This is a genomic window from Streptomyces sp. NPDC054932, from assembly GCF_053610205.1.
On the sequence record NZ_JBSGXU010000143.1, the window covers coordinates 829 to 21,476 of the forward strand.

21 protein-coding genes and 1 pseudogene are annotated in these 20,648 nt (G+C 73.7%); 18 read left to right on the forward strand and 4 right to left on the reverse strand.

Features of this window, described 5'->3' with window-relative positions:
* From ACWGE1_RS29685 to ACWGE1_RS29730, 10 genes and pseudogenes are all read left to right on the forward strand, one after another.
* A pseudogene (locus tag ACWGE1_RS29685) lies at nucleotides 1-1,946 on the forward strand (hypothetical protein); the annotation flags it as partial.
* Nucleotides 1,947-1,980: 34 nt separating this feature from the next.
* Nucleotides 1,981-2,406, forward strand: coding sequence for a phage tail protein (locus ACWGE1_RS29690; RefSeq protein WP_030710062.1), 426 nt, complete (start codon nucleotides 1,981-1,983; stop codon nucleotides 2,404-2,406).
* Between the two features lie 85 nt (nucleotides 2,407-2,491).
* Nucleotides 2,492-3,217, forward strand: a complete 726-nt coding sequence (locus ACWGE1_RS29695) for a CIS tube protein (RefSeq protein ID WP_453423540.1) — start codon at nucleotides 2,492-2,494, stop codon at nucleotides 3,215-3,217.
* Nucleotides 3,214-5,031, forward strand: a complete 1,818-nt coding sequence (locus ACWGE1_RS29700; RefSeq protein WP_453423541.1) for a VgrG-related protein — start codon at nucleotides 3,214-3,216, stop codon at nucleotides 5,029-5,031. Before ACWGE1_RS29695 ends, ACWGE1_RS29700 begins: the two co-directional genes overlap by 4 nt.
* Nucleotides 5,032-5,082: 51 nt before the next feature.
* Nucleotides 5,083-5,400, forward strand: coding sequence for a PAAR domain-containing protein (locus tag ACWGE1_RS29705; RefSeq protein ID WP_453423542.1), 318 nt, complete (start codon nucleotides 5,083-5,085; stop codon nucleotides 5,398-5,400).
* Nucleotides 5,400-5,822 (forward strand): GPW/gp25 family protein, encoded by a 423-nt coding sequence (locus ACWGE1_RS29710; protein WP_190184825.1) that lies wholly within the window; start codon nucleotides 5,400-5,402, stop codon nucleotides 5,820-5,822. Before ACWGE1_RS29705 ends, ACWGE1_RS29710 begins: the two co-directional genes overlap by 1 nt.
* A complete protein-coding gene (locus tag ACWGE1_RS29715; RefSeq protein WP_453423543.1) occupies nucleotides 5,822-7,792 on the forward strand; it encodes a putative baseplate assembly protein in 1,971 nt (656 codons plus the stop codon). The genes ACWGE1_RS29710 and ACWGE1_RS29715 overlap by 1 nt, the downstream gene beginning before the upstream one ends.
* Nucleotides 7,789-8,352, forward strand: coding sequence for a phage tail protein (locus tag ACWGE1_RS29720; protein WP_453423544.1), 564 nt, complete (start codon nucleotides 7,789-7,791; stop codon nucleotides 8,350-8,352). Before ACWGE1_RS29715 ends, ACWGE1_RS29720 begins: the two co-directional genes overlap by 4 nt.
* A gap of 5 nt (nucleotides 8,353-8,357) precedes the next feature.
* Nucleotides 8,358-9,818 (forward strand): NADase-type glycan-binding domain-containing protein, encoded by a 1,461-nt coding sequence (locus ACWGE1_RS29725; protein WP_453423545.1) that lies wholly within the window; start codon nucleotides 8,358-8,360, stop codon nucleotides 9,816-9,818.
* Between the two features lie 38 nt (nucleotides 9,819-9,856).
* Nucleotides 9,857-10,405 carry a GNAT family N-acetyltransferase gene (locus tag ACWGE1_RS29730; protein ID WP_453423546.1) on the forward strand — a complete coding sequence of 183 codons (549 nt, stop codon included), beginning with the start codon at nucleotides 9,857-9,859 and terminating at the stop codon, nucleotides 10,403-10,405.
* Here ACWGE1_RS29730 and ACWGE1_RS29735 read toward each other — a convergent pair.
* Nucleotides 10,389-11,285, reverse strand: coding sequence for an NADP-dependent oxidoreductase (locus ACWGE1_RS29735; protein WP_453423558.1), 897 nt, complete (start codon nucleotides 11,283-11,285; stop codon nucleotides 10,389-10,391). The two genes, ACWGE1_RS29730 and ACWGE1_RS29735, sit on opposite strands and share 17 nt — an antisense overlap.
* 157 nt (nucleotides 11,286-11,442) lie before the next feature.
* Here ACWGE1_RS29735 and ACWGE1_RS29740 point away from each other — a divergent pair, with 157 nt between their 5' ends.
* Together ACWGE1_RS29740 and ACWGE1_RS29745 are read left to right on the forward strand one after the other, a co-directional pair.
* The gene (locus ACWGE1_RS29740) at nucleotides 11,443-11,859 is read left to right on the forward strand and encodes a winged helix-turn-helix transcriptional regulator (protein WP_453423547.1); all 417 of its coding nucleotides are present in this window, start codon (nucleotides 11,443-11,445) and stop codon (nucleotides 11,857-11,859) included.
* Between the two features lie 42 nt (nucleotides 11,860-11,901).
* Nucleotides 11,902-12,630 carry a Mut7-C RNAse domain-containing protein gene (locus tag ACWGE1_RS29745; RefSeq protein WP_453423548.1) on the forward strand — a complete coding sequence of 243 codons (729 nt, stop codon included), beginning with the start codon at nucleotides 11,902-11,904 and terminating at the stop codon, nucleotides 12,628-12,630.
* A gap of 102 nt (nucleotides 12,631-12,732) precedes the next feature.
* On the opposite strand, the gene ACWGE1_RS29750 is transcribed toward ACWGE1_RS29745, so the two are convergent.
* Nucleotides 12,733-13,212, reverse strand: coding sequence for a hypothetical protein (locus tag ACWGE1_RS29750; protein ID WP_453423549.1), 480 nt, complete (start codon nucleotides 13,210-13,212; stop codon nucleotides 12,733-12,735).
* A 117-nt stretch (nucleotides 13,213-13,329) separates the two neighbouring features.
* On the opposite strand from ACWGE1_RS29750, the gene ACWGE1_RS29755 reads away from it, so the two are divergent.
* Together ACWGE1_RS29755 and ACWGE1_RS29760 are read left to right on the forward strand one after the other, a co-directional pair.
* The gene (locus ACWGE1_RS29755) at nucleotides 13,330-13,674 is read left to right on the forward strand and encodes a YnfA family protein (RefSeq protein WP_453423550.1); all 345 of its coding nucleotides are present in this window, start codon (nucleotides 13,330-13,332) and stop codon (nucleotides 13,672-13,674) included.
* Between the two features lie 54 nt (nucleotides 13,675-13,728).
* Nucleotides 13,729-14,493, forward strand: coding sequence for an SDR family NAD(P)-dependent oxidoreductase (locus ACWGE1_RS29760; RefSeq protein WP_453423551.1), 765 nt, complete (start codon nucleotides 13,729-13,731; stop codon nucleotides 14,491-14,493).
* On the opposite strand, the gene ACWGE1_RS29765 is transcribed toward ACWGE1_RS29760, so the two are convergent.
* Complete coding sequence (locus ACWGE1_RS29765; RefSeq protein ID WP_453423552.1) at nucleotides 14,490-15,161, reverse strand: polysaccharide deacetylase family protein; 672 nt, start codon at nucleotides 15,159-15,161, stop codon at nucleotides 14,490-14,492. The two genes, ACWGE1_RS29760 and ACWGE1_RS29765, sit on opposite strands and share 4 nt — an antisense overlap.
* Nucleotides 15,162-15,320: 159 nt before the next feature.
* Here ACWGE1_RS29765 and ACWGE1_RS29770 point away from each other — a divergent pair, with 159 nt between their 5' ends.
* The gene (locus ACWGE1_RS29770) at nucleotides 15,321-15,905 is read left to right on the forward strand and encodes a Uma2 family endonuclease (protein WP_453423553.1); all 585 of its coding nucleotides are present in this window, start codon (nucleotides 15,321-15,323) and stop codon (nucleotides 15,903-15,905) included.
* Nucleotides 15,906-15,981: 76 nt separating this feature from the next.
* On the opposite strand, the gene ACWGE1_RS29775 is transcribed toward ACWGE1_RS29770, so the two are convergent.
* Complete coding sequence (locus tag ACWGE1_RS29775) at nucleotides 15,982-17,175, reverse strand: RtcB family protein (protein ID WP_453423554.1); 1,194 nt, start codon at nucleotides 17,173-17,175, stop codon at nucleotides 15,982-15,984.
* A 191-nt stretch (nucleotides 17,176-17,366) separates the two neighbouring features.
* Between ACWGE1_RS29775 and ACWGE1_RS29780 the strand changes: the two genes are divergently transcribed.
* The 3 genes from ACWGE1_RS29780 to ACWGE1_RS29790 all read left to right on the forward strand — a co-directional run bounded on the left by ACWGE1_RS29780 (nucleotide 17,367) and on the right by ACWGE1_RS29790 (nucleotide 20,591).
* Complete coding sequence (locus ACWGE1_RS29780) at nucleotides 17,367-18,251, forward strand: DUF3558 domain-containing protein (protein ID WP_453423555.1); 885 nt, start codon at nucleotides 17,367-17,369, stop codon at nucleotides 18,249-18,251.
* Nucleotides 18,252-18,365: 114 nt separating this feature from the next.
* On the forward strand, nucleotides 18,366-19,127 hold the full coding sequence (locus ACWGE1_RS29785; RefSeq protein ID WP_453423556.1) for a DUF3558 domain-containing protein: 762 nt from the start codon (nucleotides 18,366-18,368) through the stop codon (nucleotides 19,125-19,127).
* A 189-nt stretch (nucleotides 19,128-19,316) separates the two neighbouring features.
* On the forward strand, nucleotides 19,317-20,591 hold the full coding sequence (locus tag ACWGE1_RS29790) for a DUF2637 domain-containing protein (RefSeq protein WP_453423557.1): 1,275 nt from the start codon (nucleotides 19,317-19,319) through the stop codon (nucleotides 20,589-20,591).
* Nucleotides 20,592-20,648: the final 57 nt, after the last annotated feature.

Below are 20,648 nucleotides of genomic sequence, written 5' to 3' on the forward strand. Positions count from 1 at the left end.
ACGGCGGAGAGAAGCCCGCCGCAGGCGCCCCGGCACCCGTACAGCGCACGGAAAGCCGCCCACCGCTCGGCACACCTCCCGCCCAACTGCCGCCCACGAGCACGCCGTCCGAGCACTCCGCGCCCGCCACCGCACCCGCCCCGGCGATGCCCGTCGTACAGCGCCAGACCGAGCCGTCGGCCGAGGCCGCCGCAGCGACTCCCGCACCCGTGGCACCCGTGGTCCAGCGCCGCACCGAGCCCTCACCCTCCCGTGCAACCACCCCCGACGGCGGAGAGAAGCCCGCCGCAGGCGCCCCGGCACCCGTACAGCGCACGGAAAGCCGCCCACCGCTCGGCACACCTCCCGCCCAACTGCCGCCCACGGCCCCACCGTCCGACCGCCCCGCACCCGCCCCGGCGATGCCCGTCGTACAACGCCAGACCGAGCCGTCGGCCGAGGCCGCCGCAGCGACTCCCGCACCCGTGGCACCCGTGACACCCGTGGCACCCGTAGTCCAGCGCCGCACCGAACCCTCACCCTCCGGTGCAGCCAACCCCGGCGCCCGAGGGAAGCCCGCCGCAGGCGACCCGGCACCCGTACAGCGCACGGAAAGCCGTCCACCGCTCGGCGCGCCTCCCGCCCAACTGCCGCCCACGGCCACACCGTCGGACCACTCCGCGACCGCCACCGCACCCGCCCCGGCGATGCCCGTCGTACAACGCCAGACCGAGCCGTCGGCCGAGGCCGCCGCAGCCGCTCCCGCACCCGCACCCGTGGCACCCGTGACACCCGTGGCACCCGTGGTCCAGCGCCGCGCCGAACCCTCACCCTCCGGTGCAGCCACCCCCGGCGCCCGAGGGAAGCCCGCCGCAGGCGACCCGGCGCCCGTCCAGCGTGCGAGGACCCGCGCACCGCTCGGGGCGCCGCTCACCGAGCTGCCCGCCACCGCCGTGCCGTCGGGCCGCCCCGCAACGGCTCCCGCGACCGCCCCGGCGATGCCCGTCCTGCAACGCCAGGCCGAGCCCTCGGCCGACCGCGGGTCGGGCCCGGGACGGCCCGCGCCGCGTGTCCGCACCGGCTTGGGGGCACCGCTGCCCGCGCTGCCGCCGAGCGCGGCCCGGCCCGTCTCCCCCGCCGACGTGCAGCGCGCACCCGCGCCCGGGGCGCCGTCGGCGCCGACGAGCCACGCACCCGTGCTGGGAGCAGGCGGCGTACCGCGCCGTACCGCCGCCCCCGGCACCCCCCGGACCGGCGGCCCCGGCGCACCCCCCGGGGCCGCCCACCCGGTTCCCCCTGTCGTCGCCCTCTCGGTCGCCGACCGTCGTGCGGCGGCCCCGCACCGCACCCTCCAGCTCCTGGCGGCCCGGCCCCTGCCCCTCGGCACCCGTGACATGGGCAGCGCGGCCGCCCCCGCTCCCCGCCCGGTGAGCCGTCCCGTGGTCGCCGCCCGCTGGCCCGCCCCGCCCGCCACGCCCGCCGCACCGCAGCAGGTCCAGCGGGCCGCGGTGGACGCGCCGCGCGGGACGACCCCGCACGCGGTGCGTGCCGTACGTACCGTGCGCCCCGCACCCGCGAAGGCGCCCGCCCGCGCCGCGGCCGCCCCCCTGCCCGTGACCGGCACGCACGCACCGCCGCTCGTGGTCCAGCCGTCCCCGGCACCGGCGTCGGCGCAGCCCGTACCCGTCGTGCGTCCCAGGACGGCGGCCCCCGACGCCACCGCGGTACCGGCGCAGGGCGTCCCCCGTCCGGCGGGCCCGCCCTCGGTGCAGCGCGCCCCGGCCGGGGGCGCGGGGCCGGGGCCCGCCAAGCCCGCCCCCGCCGACCGGCACGCGGCGCCGCAGGTCCCCGACTCCGATCTGGACGACCTCGCACGCCGCCTGCTGGACCCGGTCGCCCGTCTGCTGCGCACCGAGTTGCGGCGAGGCCGGGAACGGGCCGGCCGGCCCTTCGACGGCCGCCGCTGAGAACGCGTACGAACGAGAAACGGACGACGGACCGATGACGGACAACATCTTCGCGACCAGCGTGTTCTTCCGGCTGGCGATCGGCGGCAACGACCTGGGCGCCTTCCACACCTGCTCCGGCATGGGCGCCGAGGTCGAGATGGAGAGCTACGCCGAGGGCGGCAACAACGGCTTCACCTGGCAGCTTCCGGGCCGTGTGACCTGGTCGAACATCACCCTCACCCGGCCCGTCACCGCCGACACGGCGAAGATCGGCCGCTGGCTGGACGAGACGCTGCGCCGGGTCGAGCCCAAGGACGGGGAGATCGTGGCCCTGCGGCCCGACCTGAGCCGGATCATCAGCTGGCAGGTGTTCGGGATCGTCCCGGTCCGGTGGCAGGGGCCGTCCTTCGACCCCGCCAACTCCGCGGCGGCGGTGGAGACGTTGGAGATCGCCCACCAGGGACTGCTGCCCTCCTGACCGCCCCCACCGCCCCCGCCCCCGCCCGTATCCGTCTTCGTGTCCGTCCGCTTCGCCGCCCCCGCTCCGGAAGGGAGTCCACGCCATGGCCTCATCGGCACGCGCCAGCCGCGCCAGGGCCCAGCTCACCCTCAAGGAGCCCCCGGTCTCGGTCGGGGCCAAGCCGGGCGGGGTCCTCGCGAAGCTCGACCTCCAGTTCAACCCGTCGACGCTGCAGCTGGGCAAGACCACGGAGTGGCGGCGCTCCCCCTCCCGGATGGCCGGGCAGTCGGCGCTGCCCGAGTTCGTGGGCAGCGGTCCCCGCACCCTGAGCCTGGAGGTGTTCCTCGACGCCACGGCCACCCACGACAACTCGGTGGAGCAGGCGGTGGAGAAGCTGATGAAGGCGTGCGTGCCGACCCCGGCCAGCCTCGGCCGCAAGAAGCCGGCGAGCCCCTGGGTGCGCTTCGAGTGGGGCAGCGCGCGGACGACGTCCTTCGACGGGGTCCTGTCGAACCTGTCGGTGTCGTACACGCTCTTCGACGTGGACGGCAAGCCGCTGCGGGCCACCTGCTCGCTGTCCATCGAGGAGGCGAGCGTCGACCCGCCGGGCCAGAACCCGACCTCCGGCTCACGCACCGCCCGCAGCACGCACATCGTGGTGGCGGGCGACAGCCTGGCGATGCTCGCCTGGCGCGAGTACGGCGACGCGACGGCCTGGCGGATCATCGCGGAGGCCAACGGCCTGGACGACCCGATGGCACTCGTGCCCGGCACCGAGATCGTGGTGCCGGGCATGCAGGACCGGCACCACGAGGAGGAGCAGCGGTGAGCGGATCCGAGTCCGGGGGGCGGTCGTTCGCGGCCGACCCCATCGTGGAGACGCCCGGCGAACTGCCGCAGATCTGGGCGGCGCAGCTGGTGAGCTGCGTGGTGGACGAGAACGTGGGCCTGCCGGACACGGCGGTGCTCACCTACCGCGACCCCGACCACGAGTTCCTGCGCGCCACCGGCATCACCATCGGCACCCCGCTGCGGGTGTCGGTGACGACGGTGAAGGGGCAGGCGCGGGAGCGGCTGTTCAACGGCGAGGTCACGGCCCTGGAGATCGACCGGGACCGCACCGGCTCGTTCACCGTCGTCCGCGCCTACTCCAAGGCGCACCGCCTCCAGCGCGGCCGCAAGGTCGTGGCGTACCGGAACATGACGGCCGCCGCCATCGTCCGCAAGGTGGCCGCCGGGGCGGGCCTGGCCGTCGGGAAGGTGGAGGCCGCCCCGGTGACGTACAAGCAGCTGTCCCAGGCGAACGTCTCCGACTGGGACTTCCTGCAGTTCCTGGCGGGCGAGAGCGGCGCGCAGGTGCGCGTCGACGACCAGGGGCTGCTGCAGTTCACCAAGCCCGTGAAGGCCTCCGGGGCGCCCGCCCCGTCGACGTCGGCCGTGCGCAGTCCGATGGTGCTGGAGTACGGACGGAACCTCCTTGCCCTGCGGGCCGCGCTGTCCGCCGCCGACGGCTCCTCGACCGTGCAGGTGCGCGGCTGGGACGTCACCACCAAGCGGCCGCTGGTCGCCCAGCAGCCGTCGGTGGTCAGCGACACGGTGGTGCCGGGCCTCAGCCCCGCGCTCGCCGCACGCTTCGGCAAGGCGTCGGTGGCCGTCACCGACACCCCGTACCGCACGCAGGCCGAGACCACTGCGGTCGCGAAGGCGGCGGCTGACCGGATCAGCTCCGGTTTCGGCGAGCTGGAGGCGGTGGCCGAGGGCAACCCGCTGCTGCGGGCGGGCAAGGCGGTGGCCCTCGGCAACGTCGGGCAGGCGTTCTCCGGCCGGTACACGGCGACGGCCGTGCAGCACGTCCTGGAGCCGCACGGCGGCTACCGCACCACCGTGTGGGTCAGCTCCAGCCCGGACCGCTCCCTGGCCGGCCTGGTGACCGGCGCCAACGCGCCGGGGCGCGGCCCGCGCATCCCGGGGCTCGCGATCGGCGTGGTGACGGACGTGCGCGAGCCGAATGGCTCCCAACGCGGCGCGGTCCGGCTGAAGTTCCCCTGGCTGGACGACACGTACGTCACCGACTGGGTGCGCACCGTCCAGTGGGGCGGCAAGGGCGGCGGCGGTGTGGTGAGCCCCGAGGTCAACGACGAGGTGCTCGTCGGGTTCGAACAGGGACTGCTCGACAGCCCGTACGTCATCGGCGGGCTCTACAACGGCGTCGACCAGCCCTCGCCGCACGACGTGCCGCTGATCGACAAGACCAGCGGGAAGGTCAACCGCCGCTCGGTGGTGTCGCGTTCGGGCCACCGCGTGGAACTGCTGGACGCGCCGGCGCCCGGGCCCTCCGGGCTGCGGCTGGTGACCGGGGACGAGCGGCTGGAGGTACGCATGGACGACCGCCGGGACCGCATCGAGCTCACCGTGTACGCGGGGCCCAAGCGACCGCTGACCTCCGTCGTCCTGGACAAGGCCGGCATCACGCTGGACGCCGGCAAGGGCACCGTGAAGGTGTCCGGCCGTCAGGTCGACATCGACGGCACGGCCGGGGTCAGCATCGGCGGCCGGACCGTGAAGGTGAACGGAACTGCGGACGTCACCGTCAACGGCGGCCTGCTCGCCGTCCTCAAGGCCCGGCTCATCCGGATCAACTGAACCCCGCCCCCGCCCGCCCGGTCCACGACCCGCTTCCCCGAGGAGATTCCGATGCCAGCCGCTGCCCGTACCGGCGACCCCACCAACCACGGTGGCCGGCTCGCCACGCCGCCGCCCGGGGCCGCCCCGGCCGTGGCGACGGTGCTGATCGGCGGCGCGCCGGCCGCCGTCGTGGGCAGCCTGCACGTCTGCGTGGTCCCGCCGCACGCGGCCCTGGGACCGGCCAACGTGATCATGCCGAACCCGGCCGCCCTCGCCACGGGCACGGTGCTCATCGGCGGGCTGCCCGCCGCACGGGCGCGCGACCAGACCGCGTGCGGCGCGATGGTCCTGACCGGCGCCATGAACGTCCTGATCGGTGGTGTGTGATGAGCGAACGGTTCATCGGGCGGGGCTGGGCCTTCCCCCTGCGGGTCGGGCCGACCGGCGGGATCGCCATGGTCGAGCGGGAACGGGAGCTCGAAGAGGCCATCCGACTGGTCCTGGGCACCGCTCCGGGCGAGCGGCCGATGCGGCCCGAATTCGGCTGCGGCATCCACGAGTACGTCTTCGCCCCCGGCGACGGCGACACCGCCGGGCGGGTCGCCCAGCAGGTGCGCGAAGCCCTGGAGCGCTGGGAGCCCAGGATCGCGGTGGACGAGGTCGTCGTGGCCTTCGACGCCGTCGAGGCGGGCACCCTCTACATCGATGTGCACTACACGGTGCGCACCACCAACGACCGGCGCAACCTGGTCTTCCCCTTCTACACGATCCCCTCCGAGGAGGGGGCCGAGGAAATGGTCGCGGACTGATGGCCCTGCCCTCCCCCAACCTGGACGACCGCCGGTTCCAGCAGCTCGTCGACGAGGCGAAGCGGTACGTGCAGCAGCGCGCGCCCGAGTGGACCGACCACAACGTCTCCGACCCGGGCGTCACCCTGATCGAGACGTTCGCCTACCTCGTGGACCAGCTGCTGTACCGGCTCAACCGCGTCCCGGAGAAGAACTACCTGGCGTTCCTGGACCTGTTGGACATCCAGCTGTACCCGCCGTCGGCCGCCGCCGCCGACGTCGACTTCTGGCTGTCGGCCCCACAGCCCGAGACGGTGACGCTGCCCGCGGGCACCGAGGTGACCACCGCCTCCGGCGAGACCGAGGAGGCCGTCGTCTTCGCGACGACGGGCGATCTGCGCATCGTGCCCAGCGAGTTGATGCGCCTGGTCACCGCTCCCCGCACCGGTGACATGACCGACCGGACCGGTGCGCTCGCCGAGGGCCGCGACATACCGTGCTTCGGGGCGACGCCCGAGCCCGGCGACGCCCTGTTGTTCGGCCTGCCGACGGCGGTGCCGCGCTGCGTGGTCGCGGTCCGTCTCGACAGCCGCGTCGAGGGCGTCGGCGTCGACCCGCGTCAGCCCCCGCTGGTGTGGGAGGCGTGGGACGGCGGCCGCTGGCAGCGCTGCGAGACCGACTCCGACAGCACCGGCGGCCTCAACCGGCCCGGTGAGGTCATCGTGTACGTACCGGCCGGGCACACCGCGTCCCTGCTGAGCGGCACCCGTGCGGGCTGGCTGCGCTGCCGGGTCACCGAACCGGAGCCCGGCCAGCCCTTCTACTCGGAGTCCCCGACCGTGCGCGAGGCCGCCGTCTTCACCGTCGGCGGCACCATGGCCGTGGAGCACGCCGAGCGGGTGACCGACGTACCGCTCGGCGCGTCGGAGGGGGTGGCGGGGCAGACCTTCCGGCTCGGCCGCCCGCCCGTGCTGCTCGACGGGGAACCGCCGGCCGTGGAGGTGTCCTCCCCCGAAGGATGGCAGCGCTGGGAGGTGGTGGAACACTTCGGCCGCTCGGGTCCCGACGACCGGCACGTCCGCGTGAACGCCACCACCGGCGAGTTCACCTTCCCGCCGGTGCTGCGCGAGGCCGACGGCACCCTGCGCGCCTGCGGCGCCGTACCGCCCAAGGGCTCCCAGGTCCGCGTGGCCCGCTACCGCACCGGGGGCGGCCCGGCGGGCAACGTCTCGCGCGGCGCGATCTCCGTCCTGCGCAGCTCCGTCCCGTACATCGCCCGGGTCACCAACCGGGAGGCCGCGCTCGGCGGTGTCGCCGGGGAGACCGTCGACAACGCCAAGCTGCGGGCACCGGAGACGCTGCGCATGCAGGAGCGCGCGGTGACCGCCGAGGACTACGAGATCATCGCCCGCCGGGCGGCGCCCTCGGTGCGCCGCGTCCGCTGCCTGCCCGACCGAGACGGCGGGGGAGGTCCTGGCGCGGTGCGCGTCCTGGTGGTGCCGGACGCGGTGGCCGACGAAGGCGACGACCGGCTCCGCTTCGAGCAGCTGATCCCCTCCGACCAGGTGCTCGAAGCAATCACCACCACCCTCGACGAACGGCGCCTGATCGGCACCCGCCTCGTCGTGGAACCCCCCGTCTACCAGGGCGTCACCGTGGTCGCCCGGCTGTCGGCACCCGCCGCGGACGCAGACCGGGTGCGCGAGGCGGCGCTCGGCGCGCTGTTCCGCCACCTCAACCCCCTGCACGGCGGGCCCGACGGCACCGGCTGGCCGTTCGGCCGGCCCGTCCAGTACGGAGAGGTGTTCGGCGTGCTGCAACGCGCCGTCGGAGACGTCCTGGTGGAGGAGATCCGGATGTTCGCCGCCGACCCGATCACCGGGCGGCGCGGCGCCCCTGTCGACCGGATCGACATCGGAGCGGGCGCGCTGGTCTTCTCCTACCAGCACCAGGTGGTCGTGACGGAGCCGGAGACGGAGGTGCACGGATGAGCCGGGCCGCCGTCCCCGGCCTGCCCAGCAGGCACCCGATCGGCGAGCAGCTGCCCGCGCTGTACGCCGACGACGACTTCGCCCAGCGGTTCACCGCGGGGCTGGACACCGTACTCGCCCCGGTGTTCACGACCCTCGACAACCTGCCCTCCTACTTCGACCCCCGGCTGGCCCCGGCCGACTTCCTGACCTGGCTGGCCTCCTGGGTGGGCGGCACCGACGACCTCCGGTGGCCCACCGGGCTACGGCGCGAGGCGGTGGCGCGAGCGGTGGAACTGCACCGCCGGCGTGGCACCCGGCGCGGCCTGACCGAAGCCCTTCGCCTGATCCTGGGCGTGTCCGCCGAGGTCAGCGGGGACGGCGGGGCCACCTGGTCCCGTACGGCCGGCGCCGAGCCGCCCGCCGCCCCGGACGGCGAGGTCCTGGTCCGGGTGTGGCCGCACCGCGAGGCGACGGTGGACGCGGACCGGGTCCGCGCGCTCGTGCGCACCCTGTGCCCGGTCCACACGGTCTGCCGGGTCGAGGTCCTGTCCGGTCCGCCCGCGGGCGAAGGGAGGTGACGGCGGTGCGTGCGTGTCCCGTGTGCGGGTCGTCCAACGGCGCGACGGACGACTTCTGCCGCAACTGCGGCGCCTACCTGGGCTGGTCGGGCTCCGCCCCCGCGCGCGGCTCGGCGGCCGCAGGGACCGAAGCCCCCGACCGGGCCCGACCCGCGCCCGCCACGACCGAGTCGGCCCCGCCCGCGCCCCCCGCGGCGGGCTCCGCGGCCGCGCCCGCCAGGGCCGAGTCGGCCCCCTCCGTTCCCCCCGCGGCGGAGTCGGCGGTCGCGCCCGCCACGACCGGCTCGGCCCCGCCCGCGCCCCCCGCGGCGGAGTCGGCCCTGCCCACGACGGCCGACGCGGACCGTCCCGCATCCGCCCCTCCCGCATCCGCCCCGCCCGCACCCGCCGGGGCGGATCGGCGGGTGCCCTGGCAGCGCAGACGGTCCGCCCCGCCCGCCCCCGCCGCCCCGGAGTCCGGCCCGACCGCGCCCCCGGGTGCGGAACCGGCCGCCGACCGGCGGCCCGGGCCCGACCCTGCCGCGCCCGCCGTCGCGGAACCGGCAGCGCCCCCCTCCCCGCCGGAGCCCGATCCGGCGGGGACACCGCTGCCGGAGCAGACACCGCCCGCGCCCCCGGCGCCCCCGGCACGGCCACCCGCCGCGCCCCGGGCCGTCGCGCCCCGGGCCGTCGCGCCGCAGGCACCCGCGTCCCCGCAGCCCGTCCGGCCCGCGAAGGCCGTCGCGCCGCGCCCGGTCGTGCGTACCGCCGCGGTGAGCGACGACGTGGCCGGCGTGCCGTGCCCCGCCTGCGCCACGCCCAACCCGCCCGACCGCCGCTTCTGCCGCCGCTGCGCGGCTCCGCTCACGCCCACCACCGCACCGGCTCCCCTGCCGTGGTGGCGGACGGTCTGGCCGTTCCGCCGCCGCACGCGCGCCGGTTCGGGCCGCCTGGCGCGCTTCCTGGTGGTCCTGGCCGTCGTACTGGCCCTGTGCGCGGGCGGCTTCCTGCTGCTGCCGGCCGGACGCCACCTGATCGAGGACACCCGCGACAAGCTCGGCAAGGCCAAGGCGGTGACCGCCACCCGCGTCGAGGCGAGCGCCGAGGTGCCCGGGCATCCGGTGGGCGACAGCACGGACGGGCTCAGCAACCGCTACTGGGGCGCGCCCGGCCCCGGCGCCTCGGTGACGTACACCTTCGCCAAGCCGTTCCGCCTGGTCGCCGTGATCATCACCAACGGCGCCTCGTCATCGCCCGAGGAGTACGCGAAGCAGGCGCGGGCCCTCCAGATCGACATGGAGGTGACGACGCGGGACGGCCGGAAGGTCCACAGGAAGCTCTCCCTGAGCGACAAGCCCGGCCCCCAGACGTTCCCCACCGGCATCAGCGACGCCACCGCGATCCGGCTGGTCCTGGACGTACCCGCCGGCGCGGCCCCGGAGCGCCATCTCGCCCTGGCGGAGGTGGAGTTCTTCCAGCGGAGCTGACCGGCGCAGGACGGGCCGCACCGAAGTACCGTGACCCGGTGGAGAAGCACGTACGACTGGAACCCTGGTCCGCGGGGGACTTCTGGCTGCTGGAGCGGAAGAACGAGCCGGCCATGACCGAGTTCCTCGGCGGCCCCGAACCGGCCGCGAAGCTCGTCGACCGACAGAGGCGCTACGAGGCCCTGAGCGCGCGGGAGCCGGCCGCCGGGCGGATGTTCCGCGTCGTGTGGACCCGCCCCGGGGAACTCCCCGAGAGCGTCGGGTCCGTCGGCTTCTGGGAGCGGGACCGGCAGGGCGAGCCGGTCTACGAGGCCGGCTGGGGCATCCTGCCCGAGTTCCAGGGGCACGGGCTGGCCGTGGCGGCGCTGACCGCGCTCCTGGCGTACGTCCGCGCCCACGGCACCCGCGACAGCATCCACGCCTTCCCGGGCACCGACCACCCGGCGTCCAACGCGGTGTGCCGGCGGGCCGGGTTCGAGTACCTGGGCGACGTCGACTTCGAGTACCCGCCCGGCGTGCCCCACCCGAGCTGCGACTGGCGCTACCGGGTGGGGCCGCCGCAGGGCACGCTCACGCCGTCAGGATGATGCGGCCGCGCACCCCCGGCTCCTCGAGGCGGGCGTGGGCCTTGGCGGCCTCGGCCAGCGGGAAGGTGTCGGCGACCCGCAGGGCGAGCGCGCCCGCGTCGACCAGGGCCACCAGACGGGCCAGGTGCGCCCCGTCCGCCGCGACCTCCTGCTCCTCGACCCGGATGCCGCGCTCCGCGGCCGGGGCGTGGTTCGGGATCAGGCCGACGTAGACCCCGCCGTCACGGACCGCGGCCAGCGCGTCCGCGCCCAGCACGGCCGCGTCCAGGACCCCGTCCACGGGCCCGGCCGGAGCCGCGCCGCGCGGGACGAACCCGGTCGCGCCCAGGGACCGTACGAGCTCCTCGTCCTGCGGACCCGCCAGGGCCGTCACCACCAGGCCGGCCCGGGCCGCGAGCTGCACCGCCAGGCCGCCGACGACGCCCGCGGCGCCCGTGATCAGGACCGAGGAGCCGGGGGCGAGCCCCAGCAGGTCCACCGCGCGGGCGGCGGTCAGGCCCGCGAGCGGGAGCCCCGCCGCGGCCACGGCGTCCACGGTGGTCGGCGCGGCCGCCACGGCGGTGGCGTCGAGCACCACGTACTGCGCGTGCGTGCCCAGCGGCTTCACCGCCCCGTGGTGCAGCCCCACGACCAGGTCGCCCACGCTCAGACCGGCCACCTCGGCGCCCACCTCGTCGATCTCCCCGGACACCTCCCAGCCCAGACCGATCCGCTGCCCGGCGCCACCGAAGACCCCGGCGCGCACCGCGCCGTCCACCGGGTTGAGCCCGGCGGCGACGACCCGGACGCGGACCTGACCGGCCGCGGGGTGCGGCACCGGGACCTCGGCCGACACGACCTGCTCCGGGCCGCCGAACTCCGTCACCACGGCCGCCTGCATCGTCTGCTCACTCATCTTCGTCTCTCCCGTTCGTAGGTCACCGGTTCGCACGTTCGCCGGTTCGCTCGTTCCTGATGAGCACTAACCTAGGGAGAGGTACTCTCTTTTCGTAAGTACGCACTCCAAGGTGCGTACCCGACCCGGAAGTGGGGCACCCATGGCCACCAGCACCGCCGCGGCCCGCCGCGAGGAAGCCCGTTCCGCCTACGACGCATTCCTCAAGGAGTGCCCCACCAGCCAGCTCCTGGCCCGCATCAGCGACAAGTGGGTCGGCCTCATCGTCAGCGCCCTCGGCCAGACCGAGGACCGCTCCATGCGCTACAGCGACCTCGGCCGCAAGATCCCCGGCGTTAGCCAGAAGATGCTCACCCAGACCCTCCGCTCCCTCGAACGCGACGGCCTCGTCACCCGCACCGTCACCCCCACCGTCCCCGTCCGCGTCGACTACCGGCTCACCGACCTCGGCAGCAGCCTCGGCTGCCTCCTGTCCTCCGTGAAGCTCTGGGCCGAGAACCACTTCGACGAGGTCAGCACCCATCGCGACACCTACGACCGGGCCACCGCGACCTCATGAATTCAGCCGCGACCGGCACTCGGGCAATGGCATGCTGAGGGGGTGAACGGACCCGGCATTCAACTCACCCTCGCCCCTGAACTGCGCCTCTTCGCCCCGCCCAGCCGGCGCGCCGACCGCGTACCGACCGTCACCGACGGCGCATCCAGCCTCGGCCACGTCGTCGAATCGGCCGGCGTACCGCTCACCGAAGTCGGCCGCCTCCTCGTCGACGGCCACGAAGTACCCGTCTCCTACGTCCCCCGGGACGGCCAGAACGTCGAGGTGTTCGGCGTCGAGCGCCCCCAGCAGATCCCCGGCGCCCCGCTCCGCTTCCTCCTCGACGTCCACCTCGGCACCCTCGCCCGCCGCCTGCGCCTGCTCGGCGTCGACGCCGCCTACGAGAACGAGGACATCGGCGACCCCGCCCTCGCCACGCGCTCCGCCGAGGAGCGGCGCGTACTGCTCTCCCGCGACCGCGGCCTGCTGCGCCGCCGCGAACTGTTCGCCGGCGCGTACGTCTACAGCGACAACCCCGACGACCAACTGCGCGACGTACTGGGCCGGTTCGCGCCCGACCTCGCACCATGGACCCGCTGCACCGCCTGCAACGGCCCGCTCCGCGAGGCCGACAAGGAGAGCGTCGGCGACCGCCTGGAGCAGGGCACGCACCGCTCCTACGACGTGTTCGCCCAGTGCGCCGAGTGCGAGCGCGTGTACTGGCGGGGCGCCCACCACGCCCGCCTGGAGCGGATCGTCGACGAGGCCCTGGTGGAGTTCGGCAGGGCCTGACCCACGGGCCCGGCCCACGGATGGGGTCCACGGGCGGGGCCCACGGGCCCGGCCCAAGGGCGGGGTCCTGCCGGCCGGTGGATCAGGCCCTGCCCGGCCGCTCTAGAAGGCGTAGGCGTCGCCCGTGTCCAGCGCCAGCACCACGTGCTCGTTGTTGGTGCGGTTCCGGTCCGTCGCACCACCGTTCCACCAGGTGTCGACCCGCACCACCACCTCCGGTGCGGGCTCCCGCAGCTCCAGCAGCAGCCCGATGTGCCGGCCCCGCCCGTGCAGCGGCAGCGGCCCCGTCTCGCACACCACCTCGCGCAGGCCCGCCCGCGCGCAGCCCTCCGCCAGCTCCTGGCGGTCCGCGAGCTCGGCCGACAGCCGCACCCGCACCGTCGCGTTCGGCAGCGCGGCGGGCCCGTCGTTCTCAGGGACCATCCAGATCCGCAGCCGGGCCCCCGACAGGGCCACCCGGCCGTGGAAGGCCACATCGGCCTCCGGCCCGTCCCCCGTCGACGCCTGCGCCGACCCGGGGACACCCGCACCGAGCGCCAGCAAACCCGCCACCACCACACTTCGTACGGCACCACGGCGCACCGACACCACCTCCTCGCGCGGAGGCTAGCCACCAGCAGCCCCGGCCGGTCGGACCATCACACGAACGAGGGCGCGCCCACCCCCATCTGCCGTGCACACCGTTCCTACCTTTGAGCCATGCCGATCGCCCTCATCGCCCGCTCCGCCGCCCTCTTCACCCTCGCCGCACTCCTGGAGATCGGCGGCGCCCGGCTCGTCCGGCAGGGCGTCCGGGCCCACCGGGGCTGGGCCTGGATCGGCGCCGGAGTGATCGCCCTCGGCCTCTACGGCTTCGTCGCCACCCTCCAGCCCCAGGGCGACTTCGCCCGCGTCCTCGCCACCTACGGCGGGATCTTCGTCGCCGGATCCCTCGTCCGGGGCGTCGTCGCCGACGGCTACCGCCCCAACCGCTGGGACATCGCCGGGGCCCTCGTCCGCCTCGCCGGAATGGCCGTGATCATGTACGCCCCGCGCGGCCGCTGAGCCCGCGCCTATGCTGGCGGGTAATCCCCCGTACGAACGACCGAGGAGCCGCACATGAGCACGGCCGCCACCCGAACCGCCGTAGTCACCGGCGCGAGCAGCGGCATCGGCGCGGCCACCGCCCGGCAGCTCGCCGCAGCCGGCCACCACGTCGTCCTCACCGCCCGCCGCAAGGACCGCATCGAGGCCCTCGCCGCCGAGATCACCGCGGCCGGCCACCGGGCCACCGCGTACGCCCTCGACGTCACCGACCGCCCCGCCGTCGACGCCTTCGCCGCCTCCCTGGACCGCTGCGACGTACTCGTCAACAACGCCGGCGGGGCCATCGGAGCCGAGCCCGTGGCCACCGGCGACCCCGCCGACTGGCGCACGATGTACGAGGTCAACGTCATCGGCACGCTCAACGTCACCCAGGCCCTGCTCCCCGCCCTCACCGCCTCCGGCGACGGCACGGTCGTGGTCCTCTCCTCCACCGCCGGCCACTCCACGTACGAGGGCGGAGCCGGCTACGTCGCCGCCAAGAACGGCGCCCGCGTCCTCGCCGAGACCCTGCGCCTGGAGATCGTCGGCCAGCCCGTACGCGTCATCGAGATCGCCCCGGGCATGGTCAAGACCGAGGAGTTCGCGAAGACCCGCTTCCGCGGCGACACCGAGAAGGCCGAGAAGGTCTACGCGGGCGTCGCCGAGCCGCTCTCCGCCGACGACGTGGCCGACACCATCACCTGGGCCGTGACCCGCCCCAGCCACGTCAACATCGACCTCCTGGTGGTCCGCCCGCGCGCCCAGGCCTCGAACACGAAAGTCCACCGCGAGCTCTAGACAAGGCCCGAGCTCTTCAGGTGCGGCATGAGGGCCGCCGGCTTCAGCCCGGCGGCCCTCGCCGCGTCCAGGGCCCGCTGGAGGTCCGCCGCCAGCGTCGGCGTGAAGTGCAGCAGCACGATGTCCCCGGCCGCCAGCCGCGGCGTAGGCGGCGTCTCGCCCCAGGTGGTGAAGTCGTGCGTCCAGGTGATCAGCGCCTTCACCCCGCACGCCTTGGCCGCGAGCCGCACGTCGTCGTTCACCGCCCCGTACGGCGGCCGCAGCAGCTTCGGCGTCCGCCCGAAGGCGGCCTGGAGCTGCTCCCCCGCCCCGCACACCTCGGCGTCCTTGCCGGCGGCGTCGAGCGTCGTCAGGTCCGGGTGGTTGACGGTGTGGTTCTCGATGCCGACGCGCCCTTCCTCCGCGAGCCGGGTGAAGTACCCGGTGTCGTACGAGGTCGCCCCCGGCAGCAGGAAGAGCGCGGCCGGCACCCGCTTCTCCAGCAGGATCCGGGCCGCCGCCGGATCGTGGTTCCAGCCGTCGTCGATGGTGATGAAGACGACCTTCTCCCGGGTCGGCACATGCGACACGACGGGCGGCAGCCCCGGCTTCGCCTGGGCGGACCCGGCGGCCCCGAGGGCGAGTGACAACGACGCGAACGCGGCGACAAGCACGCGGGATCTCCACATGCCGCACACCTTGGTCTAGACCAACTTTCGAGGTCAACCCTCTTGCCTCAAACGGAAGTTGACGCCCCGCATCCCCGGGGCCCGTATGGGTGAATGCGCACGGAATGTCGGCAGGCGCGGATACGATCCGAAAGCGTGAGCCCCCAGAGGGAGGAAGCTATGACCGTGATACAGCACGAGACCACGATCGCCGAGGCCGCCGATCGTCTCTCCAAGGAGCTTCCCGGACACCGAGTGGAGATTCTCCAGGGGAGGCTCACCGTGACACCACCCGCGGACGGGTCACACGCACTGTCGCTGAGCTGGCTGATCGAAAAGTTCTACGACGCCGGTGCCCGGAAGGCGGGGCTGAGATACGTCCAAGGGATCGGCCTCTGGCTGCCGACCGGCTCCGACGACTACGCGATTCCGGATTTCGCGCTCGTCGAGGCCGACTTCCGCGACCACAAGGTCCAGAAGAACTGCTACGCGGCCGACGTCTTCCGCCTGATCGTCGAAGTGACGTCGTCGAACTGGTCCGACGACATCGGCATCAAGGTCGACAGCTACGCGAAGGCCGACATCCCGGTGTACGTCATCGCCGACCGCCACCACGACGAGGCCGTCCTCTGCAGCGACCCCCGCAACGGCACGTACCGCCTGCGCCGGACCTACAAGCGAGGCGAATCCATCCCCCTGCCCCCGCACATCGGAGTCTCCGTCGAGCTCCCGGTGGACCTCCTCCTCGACGGCGACGAGGCCTGACCCACGACGCACGGGAGCCCGGACCGATCACGATCGGTCCGGGCTCCCGCACTCCCCCGACATCCGCGCGCGGGCCTCAGCCCTTCACACAGATGACCTGCTTGAGCTTGGCCACGACCTGCACGAGGTCGGTCTGCTGGTCGATGACCTGCTCGATCGACTTGTACGCACCCGGGATCTCGTCCACGACGCCCGAGTCCTTGCGGCACTCCACGCCCTTGGTCTGCTCCGCCAGGTCCCGCGCCGAGAACCGCTTCTTCGCCGCCGTCCGGCTCATCTTCCGGCCCGCGCCGTGCGAGGCCGAGTTGAAGGACTTCTCGTTGCCGAGGCCCTTCACGATGTACGAGCCCGTGCCCATGGAGCCCGGGATGATCCCGTAGTCACCGCTGCCGGCGCGGATCGCGCCCTTACGCGTGACCAGCAGGTCCATGCCGTCGTACCGCTCCTCCGCCACGTAGTTGTGGTGGCAGCTGATCTCCCGGTCGAAGGAGACCTTCGCCTTGCGGAACTCCTTGCGGATGACCTCCTTGAAGAGGCTCATCATCGCCGCGCGGTTGTACTTGGCGTACTCCTGCGCCCAGAAGAGGTCATTGCGGTACGCCGCCATTTCGGGCGTGGCCGCGAGGAAGACCGCGAGGTCCCGGTCGACCAGGTTCTGGTTGTGCGCCAGGCCGCGGGCGACCCCGATGTGGTGCGCGGCGAGCTCGTTGCCGATGCCGCGGGAGCCGGAGTGCAGCATCAGCCAGACCGAACCCGACCCATCAAGACAGAACTCGATGAAATGATTGCCGCTTCCGAGCGTTCCGATCTGCTTCATGGCACGCTCGTGACGGAATTTGACCGAATCGGTGAGGTAGTCGAACCGGCTCCAGAGGCCCTCGTACCCCTCCACCGAGAAGCCGTACAGGCGTGACGGGTCCACCGCCTCCTTGTGCAGGCCCGTGCCCACCGGAATCGCCCGCTCGATCTTCGACCGCAGGCCCGACAGGTCCCCCGGCAGGTCGTTCGCCGTCAGGGACGTCTTCACCGCCGACATGCCGCAGCCGATGTCCACGCCCACCGCCGCCGGGCAGACCGCGTCCTTCATGGCGATCACCGAGCCGACGGTGGCGCCCTTGCCGTAGTGGACGTCCGGCATGACGGCCAGGCCCTTGATCCAGGGGAGCGTGGCGACGTTGTGCAGCTGCTGCATCGCACTGTCCTCGACCGACGCCGGGTCGGTCCACATCCTGATCGGGACCTTCGCCCCGGGCACCTCTACGTACGACATAAGGAACCAATCCCCCGAAAACCACAGAAAAGTCAGAAAGCGCAAAAGACTCGCTCTTGATCCCAAATACGACAGGGGACCGGCGCCGGCACCAGCGTGTGCGATAGACATTGTGTCCAGCCGCGCCCGAGTCGCGGCAACGCATTTTCCTGACCGTCGGGGGGCCCGCCGGTCGAAGGGAGCCAGTGGACGTGCAGCGCAAGGCGGTACGGCGGCGAGTCCTGCCAGGCATCGCGATGCTCACCGCGCTCGCGGCCGGGGCGGCCGGCCTGACCGGTTGCACCGGCGGGAGCACCGGCGGGAGCACCAGCGACGCGAAGGCCGGCGGGAGCTCCGCCGCGCCCGCCCAACCGGGGAAGTACCGCAGTCTGCCCGCGCCCTGCAAGGCCGTCGCCGACAGCAAGAAGCTCAAGGGCATGCTCCCGGCCGGGGACAGCCTCACCCCGGAGCAGCGCGACCAGATGTACACCGGCGTCGCGGACTCCTCGTACGACGGCGACCGGCGCGTCGGCTGCCGCTGGACCGGGCAGAGCCCGGAGGAGACGCGGCTGCTGTCGGTCGGCTTCGAGCGCGTGGTCTCGTACGACCGGACCGCCAGCAGCGACGACGACAAGGCCAAGCAGGTCTACGTGCGCCTGCTCACCGACGCGCACCTGCCCTTCCCCGGTCCGACCGGGAGCCCGGCCCCGGCCGCGGCCACCCCGGCCGCGCCCACCCCGGCGGCTCCGACTCCCGCGGCCCCGGCCGTCGGCACACCCGGCGGGGCGCCCGCGGGCACGCCCGTCCCGGGAGCTCCGTCGTCCCCCGCTGCGAGCCCGTCCGCCCCGGTCGAGCTCGGGTCGCGCGTCCTGGAGGGCCTCGGCGGCGAGGCCTTCCTGGACGACAAGCTCAGCCCCGCAGGGGCCAGCGCCGCGCAGTCCCGCACCGTGCGCATCGTGTTCCGCACCTCGAACGTCATCGTCACCATCGAGTACAGCGTGCAGCCCGCACTGCCCGGCACGATCCCTCCGAGCACCGAAACCCAGGACAGGGCACGGCAGTTGGCGCAGGCTCTGGCCGAGCGTTTCAGTGAGTGAGTGGTGCGCGCCACGCCGGGCGTGACGGCGCGCACAGCAGGCGGCCACCCGGTCGGGCTACCGTTGCCCGGGTCCCGCGTCCGAAGATGAACCGACAACCGTACTGAAGGAACCATGCACCGATCAGCCTCGCGCCTCACCCGCGTTCTCGCCTGCGCAGCCGTCCCGGTGATCCTCACCGTCGCCGGATGTTCGTCCGACTCGGGCAAGGAGTCCGGCTCGAACGGCGACAAGAAGTCCGGTTCGTCCTCGGCCGCCAAGCCCAACCCGAAGGCCTCCAAGACCCTGGAGAAGGCGGCCTTCGCCACGCTCCCGGACCCCTGCAAGGCGCTCCAGACGCCGACGATAGACACGGTCGTACCGGAGGCGAAGGACAAGAACGGTACGGCCACGAAGTCGAACGACCTGGCCACCCGTGCCAGCTGCTCGTGGAACGGTCTGGACGAGGACGGTCTGAAGGGCTCGCAGTACCGCTGGCTCTCGCTCTCCTACTTCCGCTACGACTCGCACGCCACGCTCGGCGACGCGAACAAGCGTGCCGAGGAGCAGTACAACAAGCAGGTCGAGGCGGCGAAGGCCACCGAGGGCGCGCAGGAGCCGAAGGCGGAGCCGGCGGCCGGGGTCGGCGACCAGGCGACGTCGGTGGTCTACATGGTGAAGAAGGACGTCGACTTCGCCAACACGACGATCGTGGCGCGCGCCCAGAACGTGGTGATCACGCTCGACTACAACGGTGCGGCGTACGAGGGGGCCGGCGCGCCGGACCGCGCGAAGCTGCTCCAGGACGCGATCGCGGCGGCCAAGGAGGCTGTGACCTCGGTGGACACGGCGAACAAGGCGCCGGCGGAGCAGCCGCAGTCCCCGCAGCCCCAGTAGGAGCGTGCACGGGGCGGGGCCTCCTGGAGAACCTCCTGGGCGCCGCCCGGGCACCTCCTGGGGCACTGACATCCAGTCACCCGTACGCTGTGCCTGCCGCAGCTCGGTAAAGGCGCGGTAAGTGCCCAGTACTCAGCACTCCGCGCTCGGTATGTGCTCGACAAGGGGAGGGGATCGCGGGTGGCCGCGATGCAGCTGACTCGTACGCACCGGATACTCATAGGCGTCGTGGTCGCGGGAGCCGTGGTCATCGCGGGGATCGGGTTCGCGGGCTCGTACTCCGCGGTGCGCGCGCTCGCCCTGCAGAAGGGGTTCGGCAGCTTCTCGCTGGTGTTCCCGATAGGTATCGACGCGGGCATCTGTGTCCTGCTCGCGCTGGACCTGCTGCTGACGTGGCTCCGGATCCCCTTCCCGCTCCTGCGCCAGACGGCGTGGCTGCTGACGGCGGCGACGATCGCCTTCAACGGTGCGGCCTCCTGGCCGGACCCGCTGGGTGTCGGGATGCACGCCGTGATCCCGATGCTGTTCGTGGTGACGGTGGAGGCCGCCCGGCACGCGGTGGGCCGGATCGCGGACATCACCGCGGACCGGCACATGGAGGGTGTGCGGATCACCCGGTGGCTGCTGTCGCCGATACCCACCTTCAAGCTGTGGCGGCGGATGAAGCTGTGGGAGCTGCGCTCCTACGAGCAGGCGGTCGGCATGGAGCAGGACCGGCTGATCTACCAGGCGCGGCTGCAGGCGCGGTACGGGCGTTCGTGGCGGCGCAAGGCCCCCGTGGAGGCGCTGATGCCGCTGAAGCTGGCCAAGATCGGTGTGCCGCTCGCGCAGACGACCCCGGACGCGCTGGCGGCGACGGGGATCGAGCCGGCGGTGCTGCCTCCGGTGGGGCAGCAGGGGCAGCAGGGGCAGCAGCAGGCCCTGGCGGCCGGGCCGGAGACCGACCTGCAGGCCAAGCCGGCCCAGGCCCAGGAGCCCGGGGGCCAGCAGCCGCAGAACCAGGCCGGCGCCGCCGCGCAGCACGCCCCTCCGCCCTTCGCGGTGGATCCGACGGCCATGCCCGCGGCCCACAACAGCGCGTGGTTCGCCGCGCCGCTGGCGCCGCAGGCGGCGTACGAGGGCGGTTACAACCCCCAGTACGTGGAGGGTCTGGAGCCGACCCCGGTGCTGCCCCCGATGGGCCCGGACGAGGAGCGGCCGATGCAGCAGGAGGTCGTGATTCCGTCCCCGCGCGCGGAGGACGTCCCCGAGGGCCCGGACGAGGCCGAGTTCGCCGATGCGGCGTACAAGGTGTTCTGCGCGCTGGTCGAGGAGACGCAGGACTACCCGTCCGCCGAGGTCCTCGACATAACGCTCTCGGACCGCTTCGGCGTGAAGCACCCGCGCAGCAGTTCGCTGCTGCGCCGATTGGTCCCGTTGTTCAGGCAGCAGCACCACAAGGACCGGGAGTCCGAGCCCGCGTAGCGGCAGACGAACCGGTGGCGGCATGCGGAAGGGCCCGCACCCCGAGGGGTGCGGGCC